Origin of the sequence: Coleofasciculus sp. G1-WW12-02 (assembly GCF_040219735.1) — a bacterium.
Classification (GTDB): Bacteria; Cyanobacteriota; Cyanobacteriia; order Cyanobacteriales; family Coleofasciculaceae; genus Coleofasciculus.
The window spans coordinates 1-20,906 of sequence record NZ_JAVJRX010000071.1; the positions used below are offsets into that span (position 1 = coordinate 1).

Genomic DNA, 20,906 nt, shown 5'->3' on the forward strand with positions numbered 1-20,906 from the left:
CCTCTGGAGTTATCTAAATTAGGCTCAATACTTGGTAGTTTTCTACGGGTGTTTGGTTTAAGTATTGCCGCAAGGATAGATAATTGTAAGGTGTGTCGCGGAACTAAGAATCCCCGCACTTATAGGGCGGGGAGTGTCAAATCCTCTCCCCTTAAACTAACGCTATCAGGCGGGAGTCCCAAACCTGATTATGTCGTTATACCAATAGGTAGGCGGTACTTGACTTTCGTGTCGATGTCCGCGCTGGTTATCCTCACGGAAGTGTCCCAGGGGAGGAAAAATGAATCGGCTTGGTGCTGAAATAGACCAACTTCCTATCCTATCGACGGAATCCAGGGGCTGAAATGGACTTTTTGCTTTTTTCGCCCTTTTCCAAAAACGGCTGAAATCTTTAATTTTCAAGGTTCCTAGCGTTTTGACGGCTGACCGGGGTTCTCGCCCCCGCTTCGTCCCGTCAAAAATCAGCTTATTCACATCATAGAATGAGAGTCTCCGATTGTCGAGGTTTTTCTGAACCGTAGGTAATCGTTTTCCGTACCGCACCCGCATCCAACACATAAATGCGAACCGAATCCTCCGCCGGCTTAATCAACCCTTCAACCTGAACCAACCGATTGTTAACTGATGTATTCGTTGCGATAAAGATTCAAAGCCGCACAGAATACACAGTTGACTTCACGGAAGCTGTGGCTTTAGCATCGATTTCGATGACTGGACTTGTGTTCTAGATAAGCGGAATGATTAGTCCTTCCTTTGCCAAAAATGAACCTTCACAAGCGCTTTGCACCTCGATGGCGATTTCATCAAGCATATCATCGGAATGATTGGGTTCATGGTGAAAAATTGCCAGTTGTTTGACGCCGGCGGCTTTGGCGAGTTTTACCCCTTCTTGCCAGGTTGAATGTCCCCAACCTACCTTAGGAGACTTGGGATTGTGGTATTCTTGGTCAGTGTACATGGCATCGTAAATCAGGACATCTGCATCACGAGCTAAATGCAGCACATTTTCATCCAAGTGATCTGGATAATGTTCGGTATCGGTACAGTAGACCGCAGAACGTCCCTGCCAACTTACCCGGTAACCCATCGCCCCATTGGGATGATTTAGGGGACTGGTTTCAATGGTAATATCCCCTAGCGTCATCGTATCGCCACAGATTAAGTCATAGAATTTCAAATCCGCCTGGATATCACGTTTCGGGACAGGGGAATTCAAGTGCAATACCCGCTCTTTGAAATGCTGCTGCATGGACACCCCATCTGGTGCGGCGCCATGAATATGCAACAGATTACCCTCGATAAAAGCGGGGTCAAAAAAGGGTACGCCCTGAATATGATCCCAGTGATAATGGGTAAAAAACCAATAGGCTTCAACGGGGAGTTGGGGCTTTAGATGTTTCCCCAGCATCCGGATACCGGTACCCCCATCAAAAATTAGGCGTTTGTCAGCGATACGCATCTCCACACAGGAGGTGTTCCCGCCGTAGCGAATGGTTTCTTTCCCAGGGGAGGGAATACTACCCCGCACGCCCCAGAATTGGACAACGAACTCAGAGGAAGGACTGCTTTCCATCGGAATTTTAAGGCTTTAATGTATGGCACTGACCCTGATGACGCAGTAGGTGATCACATAATACTAAGGCGACCATTGCTTCTACCATAGGCACAGCCCTGGGTAAGACGCAAGGGTCGTGACGCCCTTTGGCAGCAAGTACTGTTTCTTCACCGGTACTGGTCACTGTACGCTGTTCTTTTCGTATAGTAGCAGTGGGCTTAAATGCCACTCGCAAAATAATCGATTCTCCGTTTGTGATGCCTCCCTGAATGCCACCAGAACGGTTGGTTGTCGTCCGTACCGCTCCAGTATCATCGAGATAGAATTCATCATTATGTTCAGAACCCGTGAGCAATGTTCCGGCAAAGCCAGAACCAATCTCAAAGCCTTTGCTAGCGGGTAGGGACATCACGCCTTTGGCGAGATCCGCTTCCAGCTTATCAAAGACAGGTTCTCCTAGCCCTTTAGGCACATTGCGGGCGACACATTCGACTACCCCACCGATGGAATCCCCTTCACGCCGGATTAGCTCGATTTTTTCTATCATTCGTTGGGCGCATTCACTATCAGGACAACGGACGATATTACTTTCAACCTGTTCCAGGGTGACGGTGTGGGGATCAACGATGCCTTCTAAATCTTGAATGCGTTTAACATAGCCAACGATTTCCACATTGGCAACCTGTTTGAGGATTTTTTTGGCGATCGCACCCGCCGCCACTCGACCAATGGTTTCCCGTGCTGAGGAACGTCCACCCCCCTGCCAATTGCGAATCCCATATTTAGCATCATAAGTGGCATCGGCGTGGGATGGGCGATATTTAACCGCCATCTCTGAGTAATCTTGGGGGCGAGTATCTTTGTTGGGGACAAAGATAGCAATGGAAGTACCCAAGGTTTTCCCTTCAAAGACACCGGAGAGAATTTCACAAGTATCGGTTTCCTTGCGCGGGGTGGTAATCTTGCTTTGTCCGGGACGCCTGCGATCGAGTTCAAACTGAATCTCTGATGCACAAATCTCTAATTGGGGCGGACATCCATCGATCACCACACCGACACCGCCGCCGTGGGATTCCCCATAAGTCGTAATCCGAAACAGATGCCCGAAACTATTACCCATAATAATCGAGATGATGCCTTTAAGTCTTCCATGTTAGCAACGATTTAGTCGTCTCCGCCCACCCTACACCTTAGCCCTCATACTTTCCTGTACCCAATCCCTATGGTTCCCACCGTTACGACAATTCCCATTCAACATCTTGCCTCAGGCGATCGCCTCTCGCTCCAAGTCTACAGGTTTATTGGCGCAAGCCCTGGAAAAAAGGCTTATGTCCAAGCCAATCTCCATGGTTCAGAAATTGTTGGCAATGCTGTCATTCACCAACTTATTGAGTTTTTCAGCCACTTAGAGGACTCTCAACTTACCGGAGAAATTTGGCTGGTTCCTGTCTGTAATCCTATCGCCACTAACCAGCGTAATCATTTCTTTGCCACTGGACGATTCAATCCCTATGATGGCAAGGATTGGAATCGGATCTTTTGGGACTACGAAAAAGAAGACGAGGATTTAGCTGAGTTTGCTGAATTTCAGGTGTCTCACTCTCCTGAAGAAATCCGCCAAAATTATTTGCAACGTATTCAAGCTAGCTTTAAAAAACATGGGGATAAACTCCAGTCTCCTAGCGGACTTCCCTTTGGTGAACGCTATCGCTACCAGCTTCAATCCCTCTGTTTAGATGCTAACTATGTGATTGATATTCATAGTTCCAGTAATCAGGCGATTGATTATTTGTATTGTTTCCAGAGTCGTGAGGAAAGCGCCAAAGCCTTTCTTTTGAATCGCGGTATTTTAATGAATGAATATGATGGCGATGCCTTTGACGAAGCTTTTATGAAGCCGTGGTTGGCATTAGAGAAGCAATTGGCAGCCTTGGGTAAAACGATTCAGTTTGATGTCGAGTCCTGGACAATCGAACTGGGTTCGGGGATGGAAATGAATCCCGACTCGGTAAAAAAAGGAGTTATGGGTATCAAAAATTATCTAGCACAAAAACAACTGCTAGATTGTCCCAATTTGCCCCTAGACAACACAACCTCTCAATTGGTTGAATTTACCATAAAAAGCCAAATAAAACAGTATTATGCTCCAGCGGGGGGTATGATTCAATCACGAGTTCAGTTGGGCAGTAAAATTAGATCAGGTCAGTCTTTATATCAATTACTGAGTTTTAACCGAGAGGGAGATTTACCTCAATTAATTGAGGTTATGGCTGAATCCGATGGTTTGGTGTTTAGCGTTGCCAAGAATCATGCTGTTAATGAAGGCGAATATATTTTATCAGTTATGTAGTATGGTATTGCCAGTTGAGGAGTTAATACATGCTAAATACAGATGGGTTAGTGTATTTAAGAGCAGAAGATCCCCCCTAGCCCCCCTTAATAAGGGGGAAAAATAAGTTTCCCCTTATTAAAGGGGGGTTTGGGGATATCAGTCTTATCCGCTTAAACAGTTATCATGTCCTTTTAGCTTGCAACCTTCCTCCTTACCTTCGCTGCTTCTGCCTTTTGCTATAGCTTTTGTCGCTCAAAAAAATATAAGATTATAAAATGGAAGAAAGCAACAATTTCACCTTAATCCCCGACGCAGACGCCGTAATGATTCCTCAAGCCCCAGAGGGATTTAAATCTGGCTTTGTGGGTATCATTGGACGCCCGAATGTGGGTAAATCGACGTTAATGAATGAATTGGTGGGACTCAAAATTGCCATCACGTCACCCGTCGCCCAAACCACCCGCAACCGCTTACAGGGTATTCTTACCACAGAAAATGCCCAACTGATTTTTGTGGATACGCCAGGAATCCACAAGCCTCATCATCAACTGGGGAAAGTTTTGGTACAAAATGCTAAGATTGCTATTGAAGCGGTGGATGTGGTGCTATTTGTGGTGGATGGAGCGACACCCGCAGGAGGAGGCGATCGCTACATTAGTAATCTACTCACCCAAACCTCAACACCTGTAATTCTAGGCATTAACAAATCAGATTTACAATCTCCAGGCATAGACTTAGATGAAGGGTATCATCAACTGGCAGCTCCCCACAATTGGCAGGTGATAAAATTCTCTGCCCTGACGGGTGACGGGTTGGCATCTTTACAGCAACAGTTAATTGATCGACTAGAACCGGGTCCCTATTATTATCCGCCGAATTTAGTCACCGATCAACCCGAACGTTTTATTATGGGAGAATTAATTCGAGAGCAAATTCTGCTGTTGACTCGCCAGGAAGTTCCCCATTCCGTTGCGATTACGATTGATGCCGTTGAAGAAGAACCTAAAATTACTCGCATCCTCGCAACGATTCACGTTGAACGGGAGTCGCAAAAAGGAATTTTAATTGGAAAAAAGGGCAGTATGCTGAAAACTATTGGTTCGGATGCGCGTCAGCAAATTCAAAAATTAATTGCGGGTAAAGTTTATCTAGAATTATTTGTCAAAGTGCAACCTAAATGGCGACAATCTCGTCTGAGATTAGCAGAGTTGGGGTATCGGTTGGAGGAATAGTTATTCGTTTATGTCATTTGTCAAGGAACAGGGAACAGGTAGAGTTCTGAGTTATAGCTGTCGTCATCAAGTTTAAGCTAGAATTAGTATCACAAAGGTTGATATACGTCAACTCCAGAGCGGTAAATTAACCTGTTCTGAAGCAGGATAACTGTTCTAACTCTTATAGGTTCAGGGTAAGGCGGGAATGGTTTCCGACTCGGCATTCTGCAACAGTATATTGTATATTAAGGAGAGCGATCGCGATGAAATTTACAATTGTTATACTGACTACATTTGTGACCACAATCGGCGTAGCGGGTCAAGGAATGGCTCAAGCTAGAACGCCGTCTCAAGAATTTTTCGAGCAGGGATGGCAGCAATTAGAGCGAGAAATTCGCACTCTCCAGGATGAAAATCCGGAAGCGGAGGAGAACCTGCAACGACAATCGGGAGGGAAGCCGATACTGGATGTAAATCCAACGGCTGAGAGTGAACCTCGCCCAGAGATTGAGGGTATTGAGCAACCTAATTCTCAGCCTGATCAGGTAGATGAGACGCCTGTTAACTAGAGTTATGTATTCATGTAGAGAGGTAGTATATTACGTCTCTACATGCTTAAGGCGTACCACCTAATTTCGCTGCCAATTCTCCTTTAATCCGATTGAGAATAGAGGTTTCATCCAACGACGCCAGAATGCGACTAACTACAGTTTTAGGTGCATCTTCTCCCCAAGAGGCACCATTGGCTAAATAAACTTTTGTCACTTGTCCAATTGCATAAGTAGAAACACCCGCGACACCCGCCTGAGTCATGGCGACAGACAGATAAGGCGCTAAGGTAACACCACCTGTGGCGGGTGCAGATAGCCCTAGCAATCCCTTAATACTACTTAATCCCAATGTCGCTAACAGTTCACTCGCACCAATTCCCCCCATACTCAAGGCGATTTTCTGAAGCAATCCCACAGCACCTTGCTGGGTCATGGAGATACCGTAGAGGCGAGATAATGCTAGAATCATCACCACGTCTACAACCGTTGCCGTGAGTAGATCCAGAACCGTAACGGGATTGAGTGCGATCGCGACGGATTTGGTCATTACGGCTTTCCAGATCATCTGATTAGCACTTTCTTCCCGAATCTCCATTTTCCGTTGCACCAGTTGTTCATTCACCTCACCCGCGTACATCATCGAATTTAAGGCGACTAAGGATTTACCTTCCCGGTGCAAAATTTCTAGTATTTTTAGCTTTAATTCTTCAATCTGGGGGGTTCCCAGACGCCGTTGAATCGCGCGGCTACCATCAGCACGACGCACAGCTACCGCTTCTAAAGGTGCAGCCGCCACCCGGACAATCTCGGCGGGGGAGAGCAACTGTTTCACCCGTTCATCGCGAATTTTACGATAAATCACGTCTCGATCGGCTTCGGGATATTGGTCAATTTTATTAAAGACGAGTAGCATTGGCTTACCGCTATCTCGTAATTGAGACAGGGCTTCATATTCGACTTTGGTAATATCCCCAGCGATAATAAATAGAATCAGATCTGCTTGTCTGGCAACAGTTACCGCTAACGCCTCACGGGTTTCCCCATTGACTTCATCAATCCCTGGCGTATCAATAAACTGGATTTGGGATTCCCCAATACTAGGTAACGCCACCCGCAGGATTTCGTGAGCACTGTTTGCCAAGGTTTCCTGGCTTAACTGCCAATTGGCGGTTTGAGCATTCTGAGTCACCCCATGTAGCGCCCCAGTTTCAAACACAGGTTGTCCTAATAACGCATTCAGTACCGAGGATTTGCCCCGTCCTACCATACCAAAGGCAGCGATTTGCACACAACTATGTTCGAGTTTGTCCAAGAGATTAGCTAAATCCCCAATTTCCGACTCTAACCCCGCTTGTTCTTGGGGGGTTAAATCAAGATTGCTGACTAACTCACGCAAGGAGTCTTGGGCGCGTTTGTAGTGGAGTTCCCCCTGAACCGCGTCAACACTCCACATCGCCCAATCCCAGTCTTGGTTGGAACCTGGAGAATTGTTTGTCAAAATCATAATGCATCCTCCCCAACAGGAAACCCCGCGTCCCCAGAACGGGGAGGAATGCTCACGCTTCGCTTATGTTCGCCCATTTTTTCCTTTATTGTTTATTTTCTTGTCGTAGAATTGTACTAACACCCCTGGTGGAGACACCCCGCCAAAAGCGGACAGCACCAGGACGGTAAGTAACCAGAAAGTTGGATATCTAACTGACTGGCTAGGCGGCGTTTGACGGTCGCAGCGGGAACGAATACGTTCTGTCGGCAGAATCCCTCGTACTTTAGTCGAGGGACTGTCAAACCTCCTGCGCTAGGGTTGAGTTTACCTCGATCCTAGCGTCCTTGGCTCTATAATAGATGTAATCTAGCTAGAGGAGAGACAAAGTTGGAGTTATTATGAGTGAGTCACAAAGCATCGAAAAACGAAGCAGCTAGAAAAGCATCTTGGAAATGCGATGAATCTTCTCCAATTCAAAATTAACTTTTTAGACTTTAAAACACTCTACATAGTATTGATGTCATCATGTCAATAACAAGACCATCAGTTAAAGCTACCGACATTGCTGAATATATTCGTTTTCAATCCTGTGATCGCCGCTTTAAGTTAAAGTATAACAATCATGAGCTTGCTAAACAAATTCCTTTTTATAATTTAATCTTTAATACATCCTTAGATCCAGTTCTTGAAGAAGAAGGTCGAAGAAGAGAAGATGACTGGGAGATTTCACTTCAGAAAGAGGGTTTGCTTGATCTAACTAAAATAAATCAGAGGTCTGGTAAAGAACAGGCAACTGAATGGAATGAATTTGTTGAAAAAATACAAGATTTGCCAAGCCAACAAAAAGCCTATGGGCGAGAAATTTCCATAGAAGGTAATCTCGGAGAATTTAATATTCGTGGACAAATTGACTTCGTTGTTGTGCTGTGGGAAAACACTCAACCTAAACTGCGTTTAGTTGAAAGTAAAGCATCTCGAAAAGATCGGACTTATCATCAAGTACAGGTTGCTTTATATCGGATGCTCGTGCGTAAACTAATAGAAGAAAATCAAATTACCATCAATGGGATAAACCTGAAGCCTGAAAATGTTGAATGTATTGTTGTCCGCATTGATGAAAACACAAATAAAAATCAGGATATTATTAATTCTGAAGCTCTAAATTTGGATACGATAGAAGCTGATATTAATCGTCTCATAGCTACTGATGGTGCGCTAAAGCGTATTGTTGACGCTAATTTAGATGACTTGGATTACCAGTTAGATCAAAAATGTAGTGATTGTGTATTCAGTGTTCATTGTTTAGCTGAGAGTGCCAGAGAACGTCGTTTACAATTGTTGGGAATAGATTCATCAACAGTTACTGCCTTGCATCAAGTAGGTATAACGACTATTGATGATTTAGCTGACCTCGATTTAACAGAGAGTCAAGCTGCTAAACTTCAACAAGATATTAGTTTTACAGAAAATTTAGAACTCCTTACAATAAAAGCAAAAACCCGGAGGAAAACCCTTCCTGGGGGCGATTCTGATCCAGATACTTATGAAGTACAAGAACTGCCAAATTATTCAAGAGGTCAAAGTCAACTGCCAGAACATTCAATTAATGGTGAACGTCTCATCCGGGTTTATCTTTCTGTTGAATACGATTATGTTGAAAATAGAATTGGTGCGCTGGCTGCTCATGTAACTAAGAGTGAAGGAAAATTAGACCCTAAATTTGAACTGAAGGAAAATGGGAAGTGGCAACCAGAGCCTAATATTAAAGAATATATAGAGGCAGGACATGATGAGAATAATCAACCTATTTATAAAGAGAAAGAACTTGAAGGTGGCGATGTAATTAGATATAAAACATCACCCTGGCAGGGAGACTATAAAGAAGATAATGGTTCTGAAAAAGAACTAATACAAGGATTTTTATTAGACTTAGTTGGCAGGATCGCTGAAGTTGCCGAAACAGAAAAAGCTCCAATTCATTTTTATGTTTGGTCACGTCAAGAAATGACCCAACTGGTTGAGGGTTGTTCTCGTGTCAGTTCCCAACTATTGAGTCATTTACGGGAATTACTTGGTTGTCGTGAAAGTTTAGAACAACTAATTTATTCTTGTCTTTATGATGAAGTAGATCGTCGTTATGCTTTGGGATGGACAGGACGAGATTTAGCAGTTGTCACCTCTCTTAAGTGGTTTGGACGGCGTTACCACTGGCGACGAAAAATTGCTGGACAAATAGTTGATATAGATCAGATTTTTTCTCAAGATGTTTTTGATTTTAAAAAGAATTTAGATATAAATACTGCTAATCATAATTCTCATCAATGGGAATGGGCAAGATCAACATCAAGCGCTCAAGATGTCCGTAAACATCAGTTTGAAGTTAGACTAAGATACTTTAATTCTCTAAGTGCAGCGTATTGGCGTGCCAATTGGCGAAAACTCCCTGATCCTAATGACTCAAAACTTGAACCAAAATTAAGAAACTCTATTGAACGTTATAATCAAGCACAAAAACCGAATTATTTAAAAGAGTATTTTCGCGCTCGTACTCATGCGATTAGATGGGTTGAAGAGGGAATTAAGTATAAAAATCAAGACATAACTAAAGATTCTTTGACCATTGCTGATTTGCCGGATTTCAGCTTAGGTGTAGATGATGCTGCTCAAGCAGGTATTGATTTTCTCCGTTTAGATCAACACGTTAAGGTGACAGATTGGATTGCTAGTCATTTAGTTCCACCTATCTATCGCGTTTCTTTAGGGAGAACAATCCCTGTAAAAAATATACTTTGCCAGGGCAATGGGAAACTTACAGCTAAGCTAAACCTTGATCAATATAATATTACTGCTGAAGTTTTGCAAGCTAACTGCACAATTGAACAAGGTTCTTTCGTCAGGCTTAGTCCTAGTTCTGGTGTTCCACATCAAGGTCAAACAATAAAACAACTGTTTAATGGCGGAAGTACCTGTGTTGTGGAAGCAATTGACTGGGATCAAGGAAGAATTGAACTTGCAGTTAGACAAACAAATAGTCCAGATCGCTATCAACTTCGTGGTCGTTTTTATAGAAACGAAGAAGATATTTATGACTATGGCACTATTGATGAAAGTCCTTCAGATTTTGTAGCTGGAAGGGTTGATCAAAAGCTACAAAATAGTCAAGGCAATCATGTTTGTCAGTGGTTTGCTCCACAAAATCCTCAAATACCACCTCAAACTGAGCTTTCATCTAGTGATTTAGAACAATATCACAATCTACTCAAAAATTTACAACTAGCAAACGGTAAAAAACTAGATGATAAGCAAATCGCAGCAGTAATAGATGGGTTAAAGAGCAGAATTCAACTTTTACAAGGACCACCAGGTACAGGGAAAACAGAAACAACTGCAATCGCTACTTTTGTCAGAATCTTAGCACGCTGTTCTGTTGGTGATATTGTTCTTATTACGGCTCATACTCATACGGCTGTAGATAACTTACTTTTACGTTTAGACCGCATTTTACCTACGTTGATACAATCTGCCACTAATTCAAATTTGACAGTACCATTAATTAAACTTAGTCGAGTTGAATCGAGAAACGAAGAAATTTTTACAGAAACAAAAGTTACTGTTTTCCCTGCCCGCCCTTGTGTAACTAAAGTTAATGAAATGTGTTCAAATGCCATTTTAGTTATTGGAGGAACAACTAATGCAATATTAAAAATGGTCGATGAGTTAAATAGTAAACCACGATTCCAGAGGAAATATCCTCAATGTTTTCAAACAACTACTCTCATCATTGATGAAGCCAGTATGATGGTATTTCCCCATTTCCTTGCTATAGCTACATTAGTCAAAAATAATGGTGAGATTATGTTGGCAGGAGATCACCGACAGCTTGCTCCTATTGTTGCTCATGACTGGGAAAATGAAGACCGACCTCCTGTTTTAGTTTACCAACCCTATGTTAGTGCGTATCAAGCTATTCAAAATCTCAAAGAAAACTCAGATACTAACGTTACTAATGAAGAAATTATACGTTCTGCTTTAAGCTTGACATTTCGTTTACCACCAGTTATTCGTGAACTTATTGCTCGTCTTTATCGTTTAGATGATATTGAATTACAAGGGATAGAAAATATTGAAGCAGCGGAAGAAAATCAAGTCATAGATGAAACTTTGGGAAAGCTGCTACAAAGAAACAGAGGTCTTTATCTTGTTCTTCATTCTGAACGTCAGTCAAGACGCAGTAATCCACTTGAAGTAGAAATTATTAAACGGATTCTTGATACAGGTGGAGAAATGCCTGATGGAGCAATTGCAATTGTTACACCACATTGCGCCCAACGAACACTACTGAAAAGAGAGTTAGCAGATTATTATGGAAACGCTGTTGATGTAATTGATACTGTGGAAAAATTGCAAGGTGGTGAACGTCCAAATGTAATTGTTTCTGCAACAGCAAGCGATCCATCTGCAATCACTAAAAATGTGGAATTTATACTCAATCTCAATCGCTCTAATGTTGCCTTTTCTCGTGTTCAAGAACGATTAATTGTTGTCTGCTCTAAAACTCTCCTAGATTACATTCCCGCAGAATTTGAACACTATGAAGAAACGATGCTATGGAAAGCGTTACGTTCTGAATGTTCACAACTTATTTTTACTGAAAATATTAGTGAGCATACAGTAGAGGTATTCACAACGAGATTAAATAATTAAGTAGTGTTAACTCCTATAAGCTCTCCCAAATCCCAAGATAATGCGTTGATATAAATACCAACAGAGTTTAGACTTCATCCTCTAAATCATCTACCGTCATCGGTGCTTGAGCGCTATGTCGCACGTACAAAATGTATACTGTTTGTTCTCGAACCATAAATAGCACTCGATAGATATTTTTGGATTTTCCGTAAAGTAATTGTCGGACTTGTTCTGGAAAAATCTCATGTTCAACAGCTAAAGCACAACGCTGGGGTTTTTCTTGAAGCGTTGCGATCGCGTTCATCAATCCTCGGAACCAGCGATCCGCAAATGCTGGATTACGTTCCCGATACCAACGATAGGCTTGCTCAATCTGAGCTTCAGCAATCGGGGTAATTTCAATCTGAAATGCCATAGTTTTGCTCAATGTCTTGGATAAAATCTCCAATAGGGCGAGCTTTTCCGGCATCAACTTCAGCCAAACCTTGCTGGATACCTGCAATTGTTTCTAATTGCTCAATCAATTGGCGCAGTTGTTCAGGATTGATTTTTCCGGCTTCAATAAAAGTAACCAAAACTTGGGCGCGATCGCTCACATCTGGTGGGAGTTCAGTTAGCTGAATTTGTCCGTTCTGATAAACGCCTTCAACTGTTCTTAGCATAGATAGCTTTATGGGTAATGACTCTTTCAATTTTACAACACAGCTATGGTTAAATCCCTGGCGATTTATCAGGGGGATGAAACAGAAGCATTGCATTTAGCCAGACGGCTTGAGTCGGCTACACTTTCGGATTATACTCAAGTCAATACCCAAGGTGGATCATCGGGTTCAGCCTCTGTCTGGCGAAATCACGTCATCACGAATAATAGGGTTCCCTGTGTCATCACCCAAGACGCGATCGCATCCCCCATCCGGCAAATTTTCTATCATGTTAGTAACCGCTTATAATCGAAAACGCTATGACAGCCATCACCTTAAACTTACGTCCCACCCTCACCCTTACCGATGAACAGTTTGAGCAGATTTGCCGCGCTAATCGAGACTTAAAATTGGAAAGAACTGCACAGGGAGAATTAGTCGTTATGGCATTAACTGGGGGGGAAACGGGTAGACGTAACATGAAGTTATGCGCTCGTTTAGAAAATTGGAGCAGTCAGAGTAATTTAGGAGTTGCTTTTGACTCGTCTACAGGTTTTCGCTTACCTAATGGTGCAATTCGCTCTCCTGATGCGGCTTGGGTACGATTAGATCGTTGGCAAGCTTTAACCCCAGAACAACGGAAAAAGTTTGTCCCCCTGTGTCCTTATTTTTTAGTAGAGTTACGTTCTTTGAGCGACGAATTAGAAGATATTCAGGCAAAAATGCAAGAATATCTGGCAAATGGTTTACTACTGGGTTGGTTAATTGATCCCCAGATGCAAACTGTAGAAATTTATCGCCCTAATCAAGCTGTAGAAACTCTCAACCAGCCGACGACATTATCAGGAGAATCAATTCTGCCTGAATTTGTCTTGGATTTGACCGGAATTTTATCTGATTGAAATAGTAAGTCGAATGACACTGACTGGTATGCTGGTGGGCAATGCCCACCCTACAGTATATCCAGGGTTTCGCTATTAAGTCGGCTCACCTCTACTGTTTTGATCGCCTATATTCAAGCCGAAGCTGTTCAACAGAAGGGTTCTCTGCTTCAATAAAGCTATCCCGATGAACTTCCTCTAATCCTAACTCCTGAAATTGGGCAAGTTCCCTGTCAGAAAGCGCCCAAGGTGGACCATCGGGTTCAGCATCTGTCTGGCGAAATCGGGTGATTACTAATAGAGTTCCTCCCTTAGCTACTAAAGACGCGATCGCATCAATCACAGTTGATCGTACATTTAACGGTAACGCTTGGATATTCCGACATTCTAATACCAAGTCAAACTGATGACGCCAAGCCGGATCTAAGGCGAACAAATCAGCCACAACGTAGGTAACCGGGGAGTTTGGGAATCGTTGCTGACACCATGCGATCGCGGTTGGGGAAATATCAAAGGCTGTCACGTTGAAACCTAATCTAGCCAAGGCTTCTGCATCATCACCTAATCCGCAGCCAATGACTAAAGCCGAGGGATTATTTCCTTTTGGCTTATTTTTATCTAGCCAATCTTGGAAATAGGGATGGGTTTGCAAACGCGCCCACGGTACTTGTTCAGGATCACCCTTGGCTTGGGAATAGAGGATTTCAAACCATCCAGAGGGATCAGATTTTTCTAGGGCTTGTGTCGCCAAAAAATCTACCTTCTGTCGTAGCTGTTTGGGTTGTTGTTCAAACATCGTTTTCTAATATAAAGACTTCTTGGGTTTTCTCTGATTTATGGTAATAAACAAACCTTATTATAGGCTTAAACGAAGCTTTTGCGTGATCAATCTAGTCTATAATGTGAATGGAGTTGGGTCTGAAAATCAGAAAATATAATTAATCAATAGTGTCATTGATCAAAGCCAGGGCGCGATTACTCTGCCTTGCGCTATCCAAATCCTGACTCAGTTCCCAACTTTTGCATCGAGCCAACTTACCTCAATATTCCGCAAGATCCGATCCAAATCTTTTCCGGAAACATAGTCAATAACACCTGTCCAGAATGTCCCCGTTCCTACGGCTCCAGGGAACAGATCCGAAGCGTCGTAGCGAATGATTTCATCGTCAGATAATAAGAGTTTAGCTTGACGCTTGGTCACCTCATCAGGGTAAACCTCTAAACTCACCTGTTTGTGGGGTGAAATTGACCCTTTGATTCCGGCTAAAATTTCATGGGGTTCCACAGAAATCAAATACTCCATTAACTGCCGTGCCTCTGGGGTATCATTAAACATGCCTATGATTTGTCCCCCCACTAATAACGGCACACCTAGGTCTGGATTAATACTGGGAAACGGAAAAATATCAACATCTTTCCCCAACACCACATCCTCCGGGAAAAATGAGGAAATAAACGTGGCTTGGCGATGCATATAACATCCGGGCGGCTGATCAAATAGTGACTTAGGTGAATCCCCAAAGAAAATACTCTGAATACCCGTTTTCCCCCCAACAACATACTGAGGATTTAAGGCAATCGTACCAAACTTCTCAAAGGCATTTTTAACCCCTGGATGATTGAAGGGAATCTCGTGGTTCACCCATTGGTCATAAACCTGGGGTTCCACGGTTCGTAGCATGATATCCTCGATCCAGTCTGTCCCCACCCAACCCGTTGCATCACCACTGGCGAAACCAATACACCAAGGAACTCCCCCATCTGCCACAATTTGGTCAGATAATGCCATCATTTCATCCCAGGTTGTCGGAACTCGATAACCCTTTTCGGCAAAGGCGGCTGGGCTATACCAAACCAAACTTTTCAGGTACACCCGATACCAGATACCGTAAAGGGTATCATCAACAGGCGCTAACTTGAGCCAGTTCTGAGAAAATGCGTCTGACAATTGTGCGGGTGACAAAATTTGCTCAATGGGTATCAGTTTCCCATCTCTGGCAAAGTCTGCCATTAAACCGAGTTGCGGGAACAGGGCGAGATCCGGTGGATTTCCTGAGTCAACCCGCACGGGTAACACTGTGGCGAAAGCATCCGTTCCCTCATACTTTACCTTTATCCCCGTCGCCTCGGTAAAGGGGGCTACCACTTGTTGCACTTCTTGAATTCCTTTGCCGGTTAGCGTACCCATGAGTGTCACCGTTTGGCTTGATTGTTCTCCCGGAAGACTGCAAGCCGTTAACAGTATCAATAAACTCAGGTATAAAAAAGTCAGCTTACCGATTTTTTGGATGAACATCCGTTCTCTATACTCCAGGGACGCAATGTGAAAATTTTATCCTAAAGTGAAAGTAGCTGATTATGGGAATAGTTATCAATCATTCGTCTCCTTGTACTCAACCCTGGAAGAGAAATATCAACGTTTGCGGAAAGAACTGATTGGTGGTGGACTTGCCCTCTTGGGAGTCGCTCTCATCGGTACGTTATGGTACAAACTGGTGGAGGGGTGGTCATGGTCGGATGCTGCCTACATGACGATCATTACTCTGGCGACGGTTGGCTATGGAGAGACAAATCCTCTGGGCGATCGCGGACGCCTGTTTACTATTTCCCTGATTTTAATGGGTCTTGTCGCCATTGGTTATATTGTCAATCGCTTTACAGAAGCCCTAATTCAAGGCTACTTTCAACAAGGAATTCGACTGAGGCAAAGACGACGCTTGATTGATACCTTAAATAACCACTACATTCTCTGCGGCTTTGGGCGTACAGGGCGTCAGATTGCCTTAGAGTTTAAGGCTGAGGGGATTCTGTTTGTCACGATCGACTCTCAAGTTGATCAGGTAGAGGAGGCGCGGGAGTTGGGTTATATTGTTGCCCAAGGGGATGCGACTTTAGATAGTACCCTGCTGGCGGTGGGTATCGAAAAGGCGATTTGTTTAGTCGCCGCGTTACCGTCTGATGCCGAAAATCTGTATACCATCCTCTCCGCCAAAACCCTCAACCCAAAAATTCGGGCGATCGCGCGGGCAAGTTCCGAAGAAGCCCTGAAAAAGCTTCAGCGTGCGGGTGCAGATGCTGTTGTATCCCCCTACATCACCGGGGGGAAGCGCATGGCATCGGCTGCCCTAAGACCCCAAGTGATGGACTTTGTGGATGGGATTCTCACTGGGGCTGATCGTTCATTTTACATGGAAGAGTTTCTGATTGATGCTGAAACCTGTCCCTTTATTGGAAAAACGCTGCGGGAAGCTCATTTGCGATCGCAAACTGGGGCATTAGTTTTGGCAATTCGCCGCGCCGATGGCAATTTGATCGCTGGACCTAATGGTGAAACCCCGCTACTATCCGGAGATGTACTCATCTGCATGGGAACAGCCGAACAAATTCGCTTACTCAATCGCATCCTCAGTCCCCTACGTTCTCCCTGGCTACGACAACCTAAGCATAGTTGATTGAATCGGGAATAAGGAACAGTTTTCATAACTTCAACTCCTCAAGTTGAGTTTGTCAGTCATAAACTGTATTCGTTTTGATCGTATCTAGGCTTATGTAGGGCATTGTTATTAATTTTCAACTATCATCGACACTTTCAAGTTATTCAGCAAATTTTATTTAGATTGATTGTCCATATATTCTCGCCAGTATTTAATCTTGCCTTGTTCAATTTCAAAGATAATGGCATCGTCAGTTTTTGATCGTTCATCAGTTTCTTTGCTTTTTTGATACCAAATCCATTCTACAGCTCCTTTGTTATGCTGAAATATTATAGTTTTAATTGTAATCTGAATGTCTGTAACTTTTGCAAAGTAATCGTCCGCTGCTGCCTTAATTTGCGATTTACCTATGAATTTAGAAACGGGGACAATAAATACACTATCTTCGGCAAAATCAGCGATAATTTTATCTGAGTCAGCCGTTTCCCAAGCTTGCGCTTGCCGTTGGATCAGTTCCGTAATCGTTGGTTTGATGGGTTTGGTGTCTGGTGAAATCATCGTTATAATACTACCCTTTGATAAATTAGAACAGGAATGGAGATTAGCTGCAACGGCGCTATCTGTAAGGTTGGAGTAACTCAAGATAGCCAACGCGATCGCGGCGATAATTACCCTCCCGATAGAGAGTTGAGCGGTATCAAACTTTTGTTGGCGCTTTGACATGGTAATGTATTTAAAATAACGTCACTGGCGACAGCTTTCACAACATTGATACTGACTGAATTCCCTAACTGATAGTACGCTTTATCATCATTAAAATGCAAGATAAAATCATCGGCAAATCCCTGGAGACGTGCGGCTTCTCGCGGTGTGATTCTCCGGACTCGATGATTGTGATAAATTCCTAATCGATTGGCATCGCTAGCCACCAACGTGACTGATATTTTACGGGGATCTAAAAATTTATAAACCTCAAAGGAGAAGTTACCCGATACAGGCTTGTATTTGCAATCAACAACTTGTAAATATTTTTTGGCTACGAGTGAGTCAAGAATCTGGTCAAGATGGGGATGATTAAAAAAGCTGGCGATTTGCTCTCGACTAAGCAATTTACCATCTTGATGACGACCAAATACTTTATTCCGACGCTTTAAAATAAAACGGTTCATTAACTCAATTTCTTCCGGACTACATTTTCCGCGTAAACCCAGTTCCCATGAGTGCAGAGAATTTCCCCCTCGATAATCAATAAGTCGCCGACCATGCAATTGAGTTAAATTGTTGTTTAACCGGGTTTTTAAGGCTTCAACAAACTCAGGCGAACAATCATATTTAGAATCAGGATTATCTTCTAATATATTAGCCACAGCAACAGGTTTACTTAATGGATTAAATAAGGATAGCTGCTGACAATTATAAGAATGGGAATCGGGCGAACCCACATCAGAAATCAACTCGAATTTTGGCGAAACCCCTAAAATACCAACCATATACAGGCGAACCCGGTTTTGTGGTAATCCAAAATTAGAACTGTTTAATAGAAATGTATCGAAGCTATATCCTCGATTTTTAATTTCATGCTTGATTGTTGCTAAAGTTTTACCCTGATCATGACTATAAAGACCGCGAACATTTTCAAAAATTAAGGCTTGAGGTTTACAGGTATCTATTAATCTCAATATTTCAAAAAACAATGTTCCTCTCGTGTCTCCAAATCCTGCCTTCTTCCCCGCGTAGGAAAAAGACTGACAAGGAAAACCTGCCAATAAAAAGTCATGGGGCGGTAATTGGTTAATTGCCCGGATATCTCCTAAGACCTCATGGTTAAAATTATTTTGGTAAACCCATTGACAATCTGCACTGATTTCACTCGCTAAAACACATTCAGTTTTGCAGTTTAAGGAATCAGCAGCTTGTTCAAAGCCTAGGCGCATTCCCCCTATGCCTGCAAATAAATCAATAAACCGGATTTTGATCATACTCGATCTAGATAATATAGTTTAGTATCGCTCAACGTAGCTAAAACTACATTTTTTCTAACTTTTTTTAAGAATTATCAAAATTCATATTCCCTGCTTAGGTGGATTGACAAATAAATTTATTTGTGATAAATATGTACTTAATTCAGGGCAAAATCGGGACTAATTAACTAGATTTCTCGGTATCCAAACGACGAGATTTTTCATCCCATAATCAAGAAAGTCAGTTTAGGGGATGACAGCGACTCTTTATCTAGCAATTAGGCATCACAGAAGAGCATTTCTTCACGCTGCAGACGATAAAATCCGGTTGTCGCCCCTAAAATTGAGTAACTCAATTTTGTATTCTATCCAGGGATGTTTTATTATCTAGGTTGGAAATGATTCACCCTTATACGGCTCCAAGTACACGCCCATCAACCGTTAACTTTTGACCCATTCCACTAGGGTAAAACTAAGAGCTATGAAGGTTGAGTGGGTTTCTGTTTTGACGAGCCGAAAGGACACTATTAAAAACTTCTAGATAAGAGCCAGAGCAAAAACCAACCGAGAAAAACGATGTCCAACCCACAATTATCGATCGCGCAACATTATCACGAGCGTACCAAATACGATCCGGAGACGATCGCGTCCAAAAATAAGCGACTAGACTGGGACAATCAACCAATACCCTTTAAAGAGTATAAACTAGGAACGACCATTGACCTGAAGCCCTATCTCAAAGAAGATCCCCAAGGGTTCACCCAGGAACCGGGGAAACGTTGGTGGCGGTTGTCACGGTTGCTCTTGTGCAGCTATGGCTTAACCGCTAAAATGGAAACGATGATTGGACCTCCCGTTTATTTAAGGGCGGCGCCGTCGGCGGGGGGATTGTATCCGGCGGAAGTCTATTTAATTTCTCGGGGTACTTCTATCTTACCGCCAGGACTCTATAACTATCAGTGTCCGAACCATTCTCTGGTGCATTTTTGGGATAGTGAGGTTTGGTTGGCGCTACAAGATGCCTGTTTCCAGCATCCTAGCTTAGAGACAACGGAACTGGCGATAATCACCACAGCTATATTTTATCGTTCGGCTTGGCGTTATGAAGACCGCGCCTATCGCCGGATATTTCTGGATACGGGTCATTTGTTGGGTAATATTGAACTGGCTGGTGCGTTAACGGGGTATCGCCCCTATCTGATTGGTGGCTTTGTCGATCAAAAGGTGAATGATCTGCTTTATCTTAACCCTGAACAAGAGGGCGCGATCGCAGTTGTTCCCCTCGCCGATCAACTCCAGGGACAAAATAGCCTCTCTCAACCCACCTAAATCGCGAGGGGCTATGGCTTCAACCGGAACGAAGTGGAGGTAAGCCGTAGGGGGATAGCGGAAAATACGAGGGTTCAACACCCGAAGTATTTTCAATTACTCCCCATTAAGTGGTATAATTGATAGTATGAACCAAGTTTTCACGATAGTTGTAAAGCTTCAACCCTCTCCTGAACAAATTGCCTTCTTAGAGGCAACCCTTCAGGCGTTTGCGGATGCTTGCAACTATGTGAACGCACACACAGACCCAAAACTGACCAACAAAATAGCTATTCAATCTTTGGTTTACCAAACCATCAAGACCGAATTCAACTTGGTGGCAAATATGGCAGTCAGGGCTTGTGCAAGGGTAGCTGCTAACCGCAAGGTAGCCTTGCACAAGGGTAAGTCTGTCAAGGGGTTTACCCCAAGCAGTATGGACTGTGATAAGGACTTGTTTCGGTTTAGGGAACAAGACTGGACAGTAAGCCTAGCTACCATTTGCGGCAGAGAGCGAATTGAGTTAAAAGCTGGGAATTACCAGAGAGGTAAACTCAAAGGAACCAACCCAACTTCAGCTCAGTTATGCAAACACCGTGATGGACAGTACTATCTGCACATCCAAGTCAAGGATGACGCCCCCACCCCAACCGACACCAAGAAGACTCTTGGCATTGACTTGGGACGACGCGATATTGCTGTGACTTCCGTTGGCGAGAAGTGGGACGGTACAGACATCCAACAGGTCAGAGATAAGTTTTCCCAAGTTAGAGCATCTCTCCAGAATAAAGCCCCGAAAGGCACGAGGACGACTCGGCGTAGATGTCGAGAAATCTTGAAACGGCTGTCGGGAAGGG

At 43.3% G+C, this 20,906-nt stretch carries 16 protein-coding genes and 3 pseudogenes; 9 read left to right on the forward strand and 10 right to left on the reverse strand.

The window, feature by feature from the left end; genetic code table 11:
- Positions 1-475: 475 nt before the first annotated feature.
- The 3 genes and pseudogenes from RID09_RS12300 to aroC form a co-directional block, all read right to left on the reverse strand.
- Positions 476-604: pseudogene (locus RID09_RS12300) on the reverse strand (CRISPR-associated endonuclease Cas2); the annotation flags it as partial.
- Positions 605-724: 120 nt separating this feature from the next.
- Positions 725-1,573 carry an MBL fold metallo-hydrolase gene (locus tag RID09_RS12305; protein WP_446336231.1) on the reverse strand — a complete coding sequence of 283 codons (849 nt, stop codon included), beginning with the start codon at positions 1,571-1,573 and terminating at the stop codon, positions 725-727.
- A gap of 7 nt (positions 1,574-1,580) precedes the next feature.
- The gene (gene aroC / locus RID09_RS12310; RefSeq protein WP_446336232.1) at positions 1,581-2,675 is read right to left on the reverse strand and encodes a chorismate synthase; all 1,095 of its coding nucleotides are present in this window, start codon (positions 2,673-2,675) and stop codon (positions 1,581-1,583) included.
- A 102-nt stretch (positions 2,676-2,777) separates the two neighbouring features.
- Here aroC and RID09_RS12315 point away from each other — a divergent pair, with 102 nt between their 5' ends.
- From RID09_RS12315 to RID09_RS12325, 3 genes are all read left to right on the forward strand, one after another.
- The gene (locus tag RID09_RS12315) at positions 2,778-3,905 is read left to right on the forward strand and encodes a succinylglutamate desuccinylase (RefSeq protein WP_446336233.1); all 1,128 of its coding nucleotides are present in this window, start codon (positions 2,778-2,780) and stop codon (positions 3,903-3,905) included.
- Between the two features lie 305 nt (positions 3,906-4,210).
- Positions 4,211-5,119, forward strand: a complete 909-nt coding sequence (era, locus tag RID09_RS12320) for a GTPase Era (protein ID WP_446336244.1) — start codon at positions 4,211-4,213, stop codon at positions 5,117-5,119.
- Between the two features lie 245 nt (positions 5,120-5,364).
- On the forward strand, positions 5,365-5,670 hold the full coding sequence (locus tag RID09_RS12325) for a hypothetical protein (RefSeq protein WP_446336234.1): 306 nt from the start codon (positions 5,365-5,367) through the stop codon (positions 5,668-5,670).
- A 46-nt stretch (positions 5,671-5,716) separates the two neighbouring features.
- Here the strand turns inward: RID09_RS12325 and RID09_RS12330 are convergent, their stop codons facing one another.
- Positions 5,717-7,105: a GTP-binding protein gene (locus RID09_RS12330; RefSeq protein ID WP_446336245.1), complete on the reverse strand. Its 1,389-nt coding sequence runs from the start codon at positions 7,103-7,105 to the stop codon at positions 5,717-5,719.
- Between the two features lie 558 nt (positions 7,106-7,663).
- Here RID09_RS12330 and RID09_RS12335 point away from each other — a divergent pair.
- Positions 7,664-11,842 (forward strand): AAA domain-containing protein, encoded by a 4,179-nt coding sequence (locus tag RID09_RS12335; RefSeq protein WP_446336235.1) that lies wholly within the window; start codon positions 7,664-7,666, stop codon positions 11,840-11,842.
- 67 nt (positions 11,843-11,909) lie between these two features.
- Here the strand turns inward: RID09_RS12335 and RID09_RS12340 are convergent, their stop codons facing one another.
- Positions 11,910-12,239: a type II toxin-antitoxin system RelE/ParE family toxin gene (locus RID09_RS12340; protein ID WP_446336236.1), complete on the reverse strand. Its 330-nt coding sequence runs from the start codon at positions 12,237-12,239 to the stop codon at positions 11,910-11,912.
- Positions 12,223-12,486 carry a hypothetical protein gene (locus RID09_RS12345; protein WP_446336237.1) on the reverse strand — a complete coding sequence of 88 codons (264 nt, stop codon included), beginning with the start codon at positions 12,484-12,486 and terminating at the stop codon, positions 12,223-12,225. The genes RID09_RS12340 and RID09_RS12345 overlap by 17 nt, the downstream gene beginning before the upstream one ends.
- Positions 12,487-12,531: 45 nt before the next feature.
- Between RID09_RS12345 and RID09_RS12350 the strand changes: the two genes are divergently transcribed.
- Both RID09_RS12350 and RID09_RS12355 read left to right on the forward strand, forming a co-directional pair.
- Positions 12,532-12,774 carry a hypothetical protein gene (locus tag RID09_RS12350; protein WP_446336238.1) on the forward strand — a complete coding sequence of 81 codons (243 nt, stop codon included), beginning with the start codon at positions 12,532-12,534 and terminating at the stop codon, positions 12,772-12,774.
- Between the two features lie 11 nt (positions 12,775-12,785).
- Positions 12,786-13,367 (forward strand): Uma2 family endonuclease, encoded by a 582-nt coding sequence (locus RID09_RS12355; protein WP_446336239.1) that lies wholly within the window; start codon positions 12,786-12,788, stop codon positions 13,365-13,367.
- Positions 13,368-13,458: 91 nt separating this feature from the next.
- Here RID09_RS12355 and RID09_RS12360 read toward each other — a convergent pair whose 3' ends face one another.
- Positions 13,459-14,142 carry a class I SAM-dependent methyltransferase gene (locus RID09_RS12360; protein WP_446336240.1) on the reverse strand — a complete coding sequence of 228 codons (684 nt, stop codon included), beginning with the start codon at positions 14,140-14,142 and terminating at the stop codon, positions 13,459-13,461.
- Between the two features lie 210 nt (positions 14,143-14,352).
- A complete protein-coding gene (locus RID09_RS12365; protein ID WP_446336241.1) occupies positions 14,353-15,642 on the reverse strand; it encodes an ABC transporter substrate-binding protein in 1,290 nt (429 codons plus the stop codon).
- Positions 15,643-15,733: 91 nt separating this feature from the next.
- On the opposite strand from RID09_RS12365, the gene RID09_RS12370 reads away from it, so the two are divergent.
- Positions 15,734-16,798 (forward strand): potassium channel family protein, encoded by a 1,065-nt coding sequence (locus tag RID09_RS12370; protein WP_446336246.1) that lies wholly within the window; start codon positions 15,734-15,736, stop codon positions 16,796-16,798.
- Positions 16,799-16,954: 156 nt separating this feature from the next.
- Here RID09_RS12370 and RID09_RS12375 read toward each other — a convergent pair whose 3' ends face one another.
- A complete protein-coding gene (locus RID09_RS12375) occupies positions 16,955-17,503 on the reverse strand; it encodes a nuclear transport factor 2 family protein (protein ID WP_446336242.1) in 549 nt (182 codons plus the stop codon).
- Positions 17,449-18,759 carry a DNA (cytosine-5-)-methyltransferase gene (dcm, locus tag RID09_RS12380; RefSeq protein WP_446336243.1) on the reverse strand — a complete coding sequence of 437 codons (1,311 nt, stop codon included), beginning with the start codon at positions 18,757-18,759 and terminating at the stop codon, positions 17,449-17,451. Before dcm ends, RID09_RS12375 begins: the two co-directional genes overlap by 55 nt.
- Positions 18,760-19,317: 558 nt before the next feature.
- Here dcm and RID09_RS12385 point away from each other — a divergent pair.
- A pseudogene (locus tag RID09_RS12385) lies at positions 19,318-20,055 on the forward strand (SagB/ThcOx family dehydrogenase); the annotation flags it as partial.
- Between the two features lie 142 nt (positions 20,056-20,197).
- Positions 20,198-20,906 (forward strand): annotated as a pseudogene (locus RID09_RS12390) (RNA-guided endonuclease InsQ/TnpB family protein); the annotation flags it as partial.

Excerpts from the sequence above, each read along its gene's own strand:
- RID09_RS12330 (WP_446336245.1), bottom strand. The coding sequence starts at position 7,105 with ATGTGGAGTGTTGACGCGGTTCAGGGGGAACTCCACTACAAACGCGCC.
- RID09_RS12315 (WP_446336233.1), top strand. The coding sequence starts at position 2,778 with ATGGTTCCCACCGTTACGACAATTCCCATTCAACATCTTGCCTCAGGC.
- RID09_RS12365 (WP_446336241.1), bottom strand. The coding sequence starts at position 15,642 with ATGTTCATCCAAAAAATCGGTAAGCTGACTTTTTTATACCTGAGTTTA.
- RID09_RS12305 (WP_446336231.1), bottom strand. The coding sequence starts at position 1,573 with ATGGAAAGCAGTCCTTCCTCTGAGTTCGTTGTCCAATTCTGGGGCGTG.
- aroC (WP_446336232.1), bottom strand. The coding sequence starts at position 2,675 with ATGGGTAATAGTTTCGGGCATCTGTTTCGGATTACGACTTATGGGGAA.
- RID09_RS12350 (WP_446336238.1), top strand. The coding sequence starts at position 12,532 with ATGGTTAAATCCCTGGCGATTTATCAGGGGGATGAAACAGAAGCATTG.
- RID09_RS12355 (WP_446336239.1), top strand. The coding sequence starts at position 12,786 with ATGACAGCCATCACCTTAAACTTACGTCCCACCCTCACCCTTACCGAT.
- RID09_RS12335 (WP_446336235.1), top strand. The coding sequence starts at position 7,664 with ATGTCAATAACAAGACCATCAGTTAAAGCTACCGACATTGCTGAATAT.
- era (WP_446336244.1), top strand. The coding sequence starts at position 4,211 with ATGATTCCTCAAGCCCCAGAGGGATTTAAATCTGGCTTTGTGGGTATC.
- RID09_RS12325 (WP_446336234.1), top strand. The coding sequence starts at position 5,365 with ATGAAATTTACAATTGTTATACTGACTACATTTGTGACCACAATCGGC.
- RID09_RS12340 (WP_446336236.1), bottom strand. The coding sequence starts at position 12,239 with ATGGCATTTCAGATTGAAATTACCCCGATTGCTGAAGCTCAGATTGAG.
- dcm (WP_446336243.1), bottom strand. The coding sequence starts at position 18,759 with ATGATCAAAATCCGGTTTATTGATTTATTTGCAGGCATAGGGGGAATG.
- RID09_RS12360 (WP_446336240.1), bottom strand. The coding sequence starts at position 14,142 with ATGTTTGAACAACAACCCAAACAGCTACGACAGAAGGTAGATTTTTTG.
- RID09_RS12345 (WP_446336237.1), bottom strand. The coding sequence starts at position 12,486 with ATGCTAAGAACAGTTGAAGGCGTTTATCAGAACGGACAAATTCAGCTA.
- RID09_RS12375 (WP_446336242.1), bottom strand. The coding sequence starts at position 17,503 with ATGTCAAAGCGCCAACAAAAGTTTGATACCGCTCAACTCTCTATCGGG.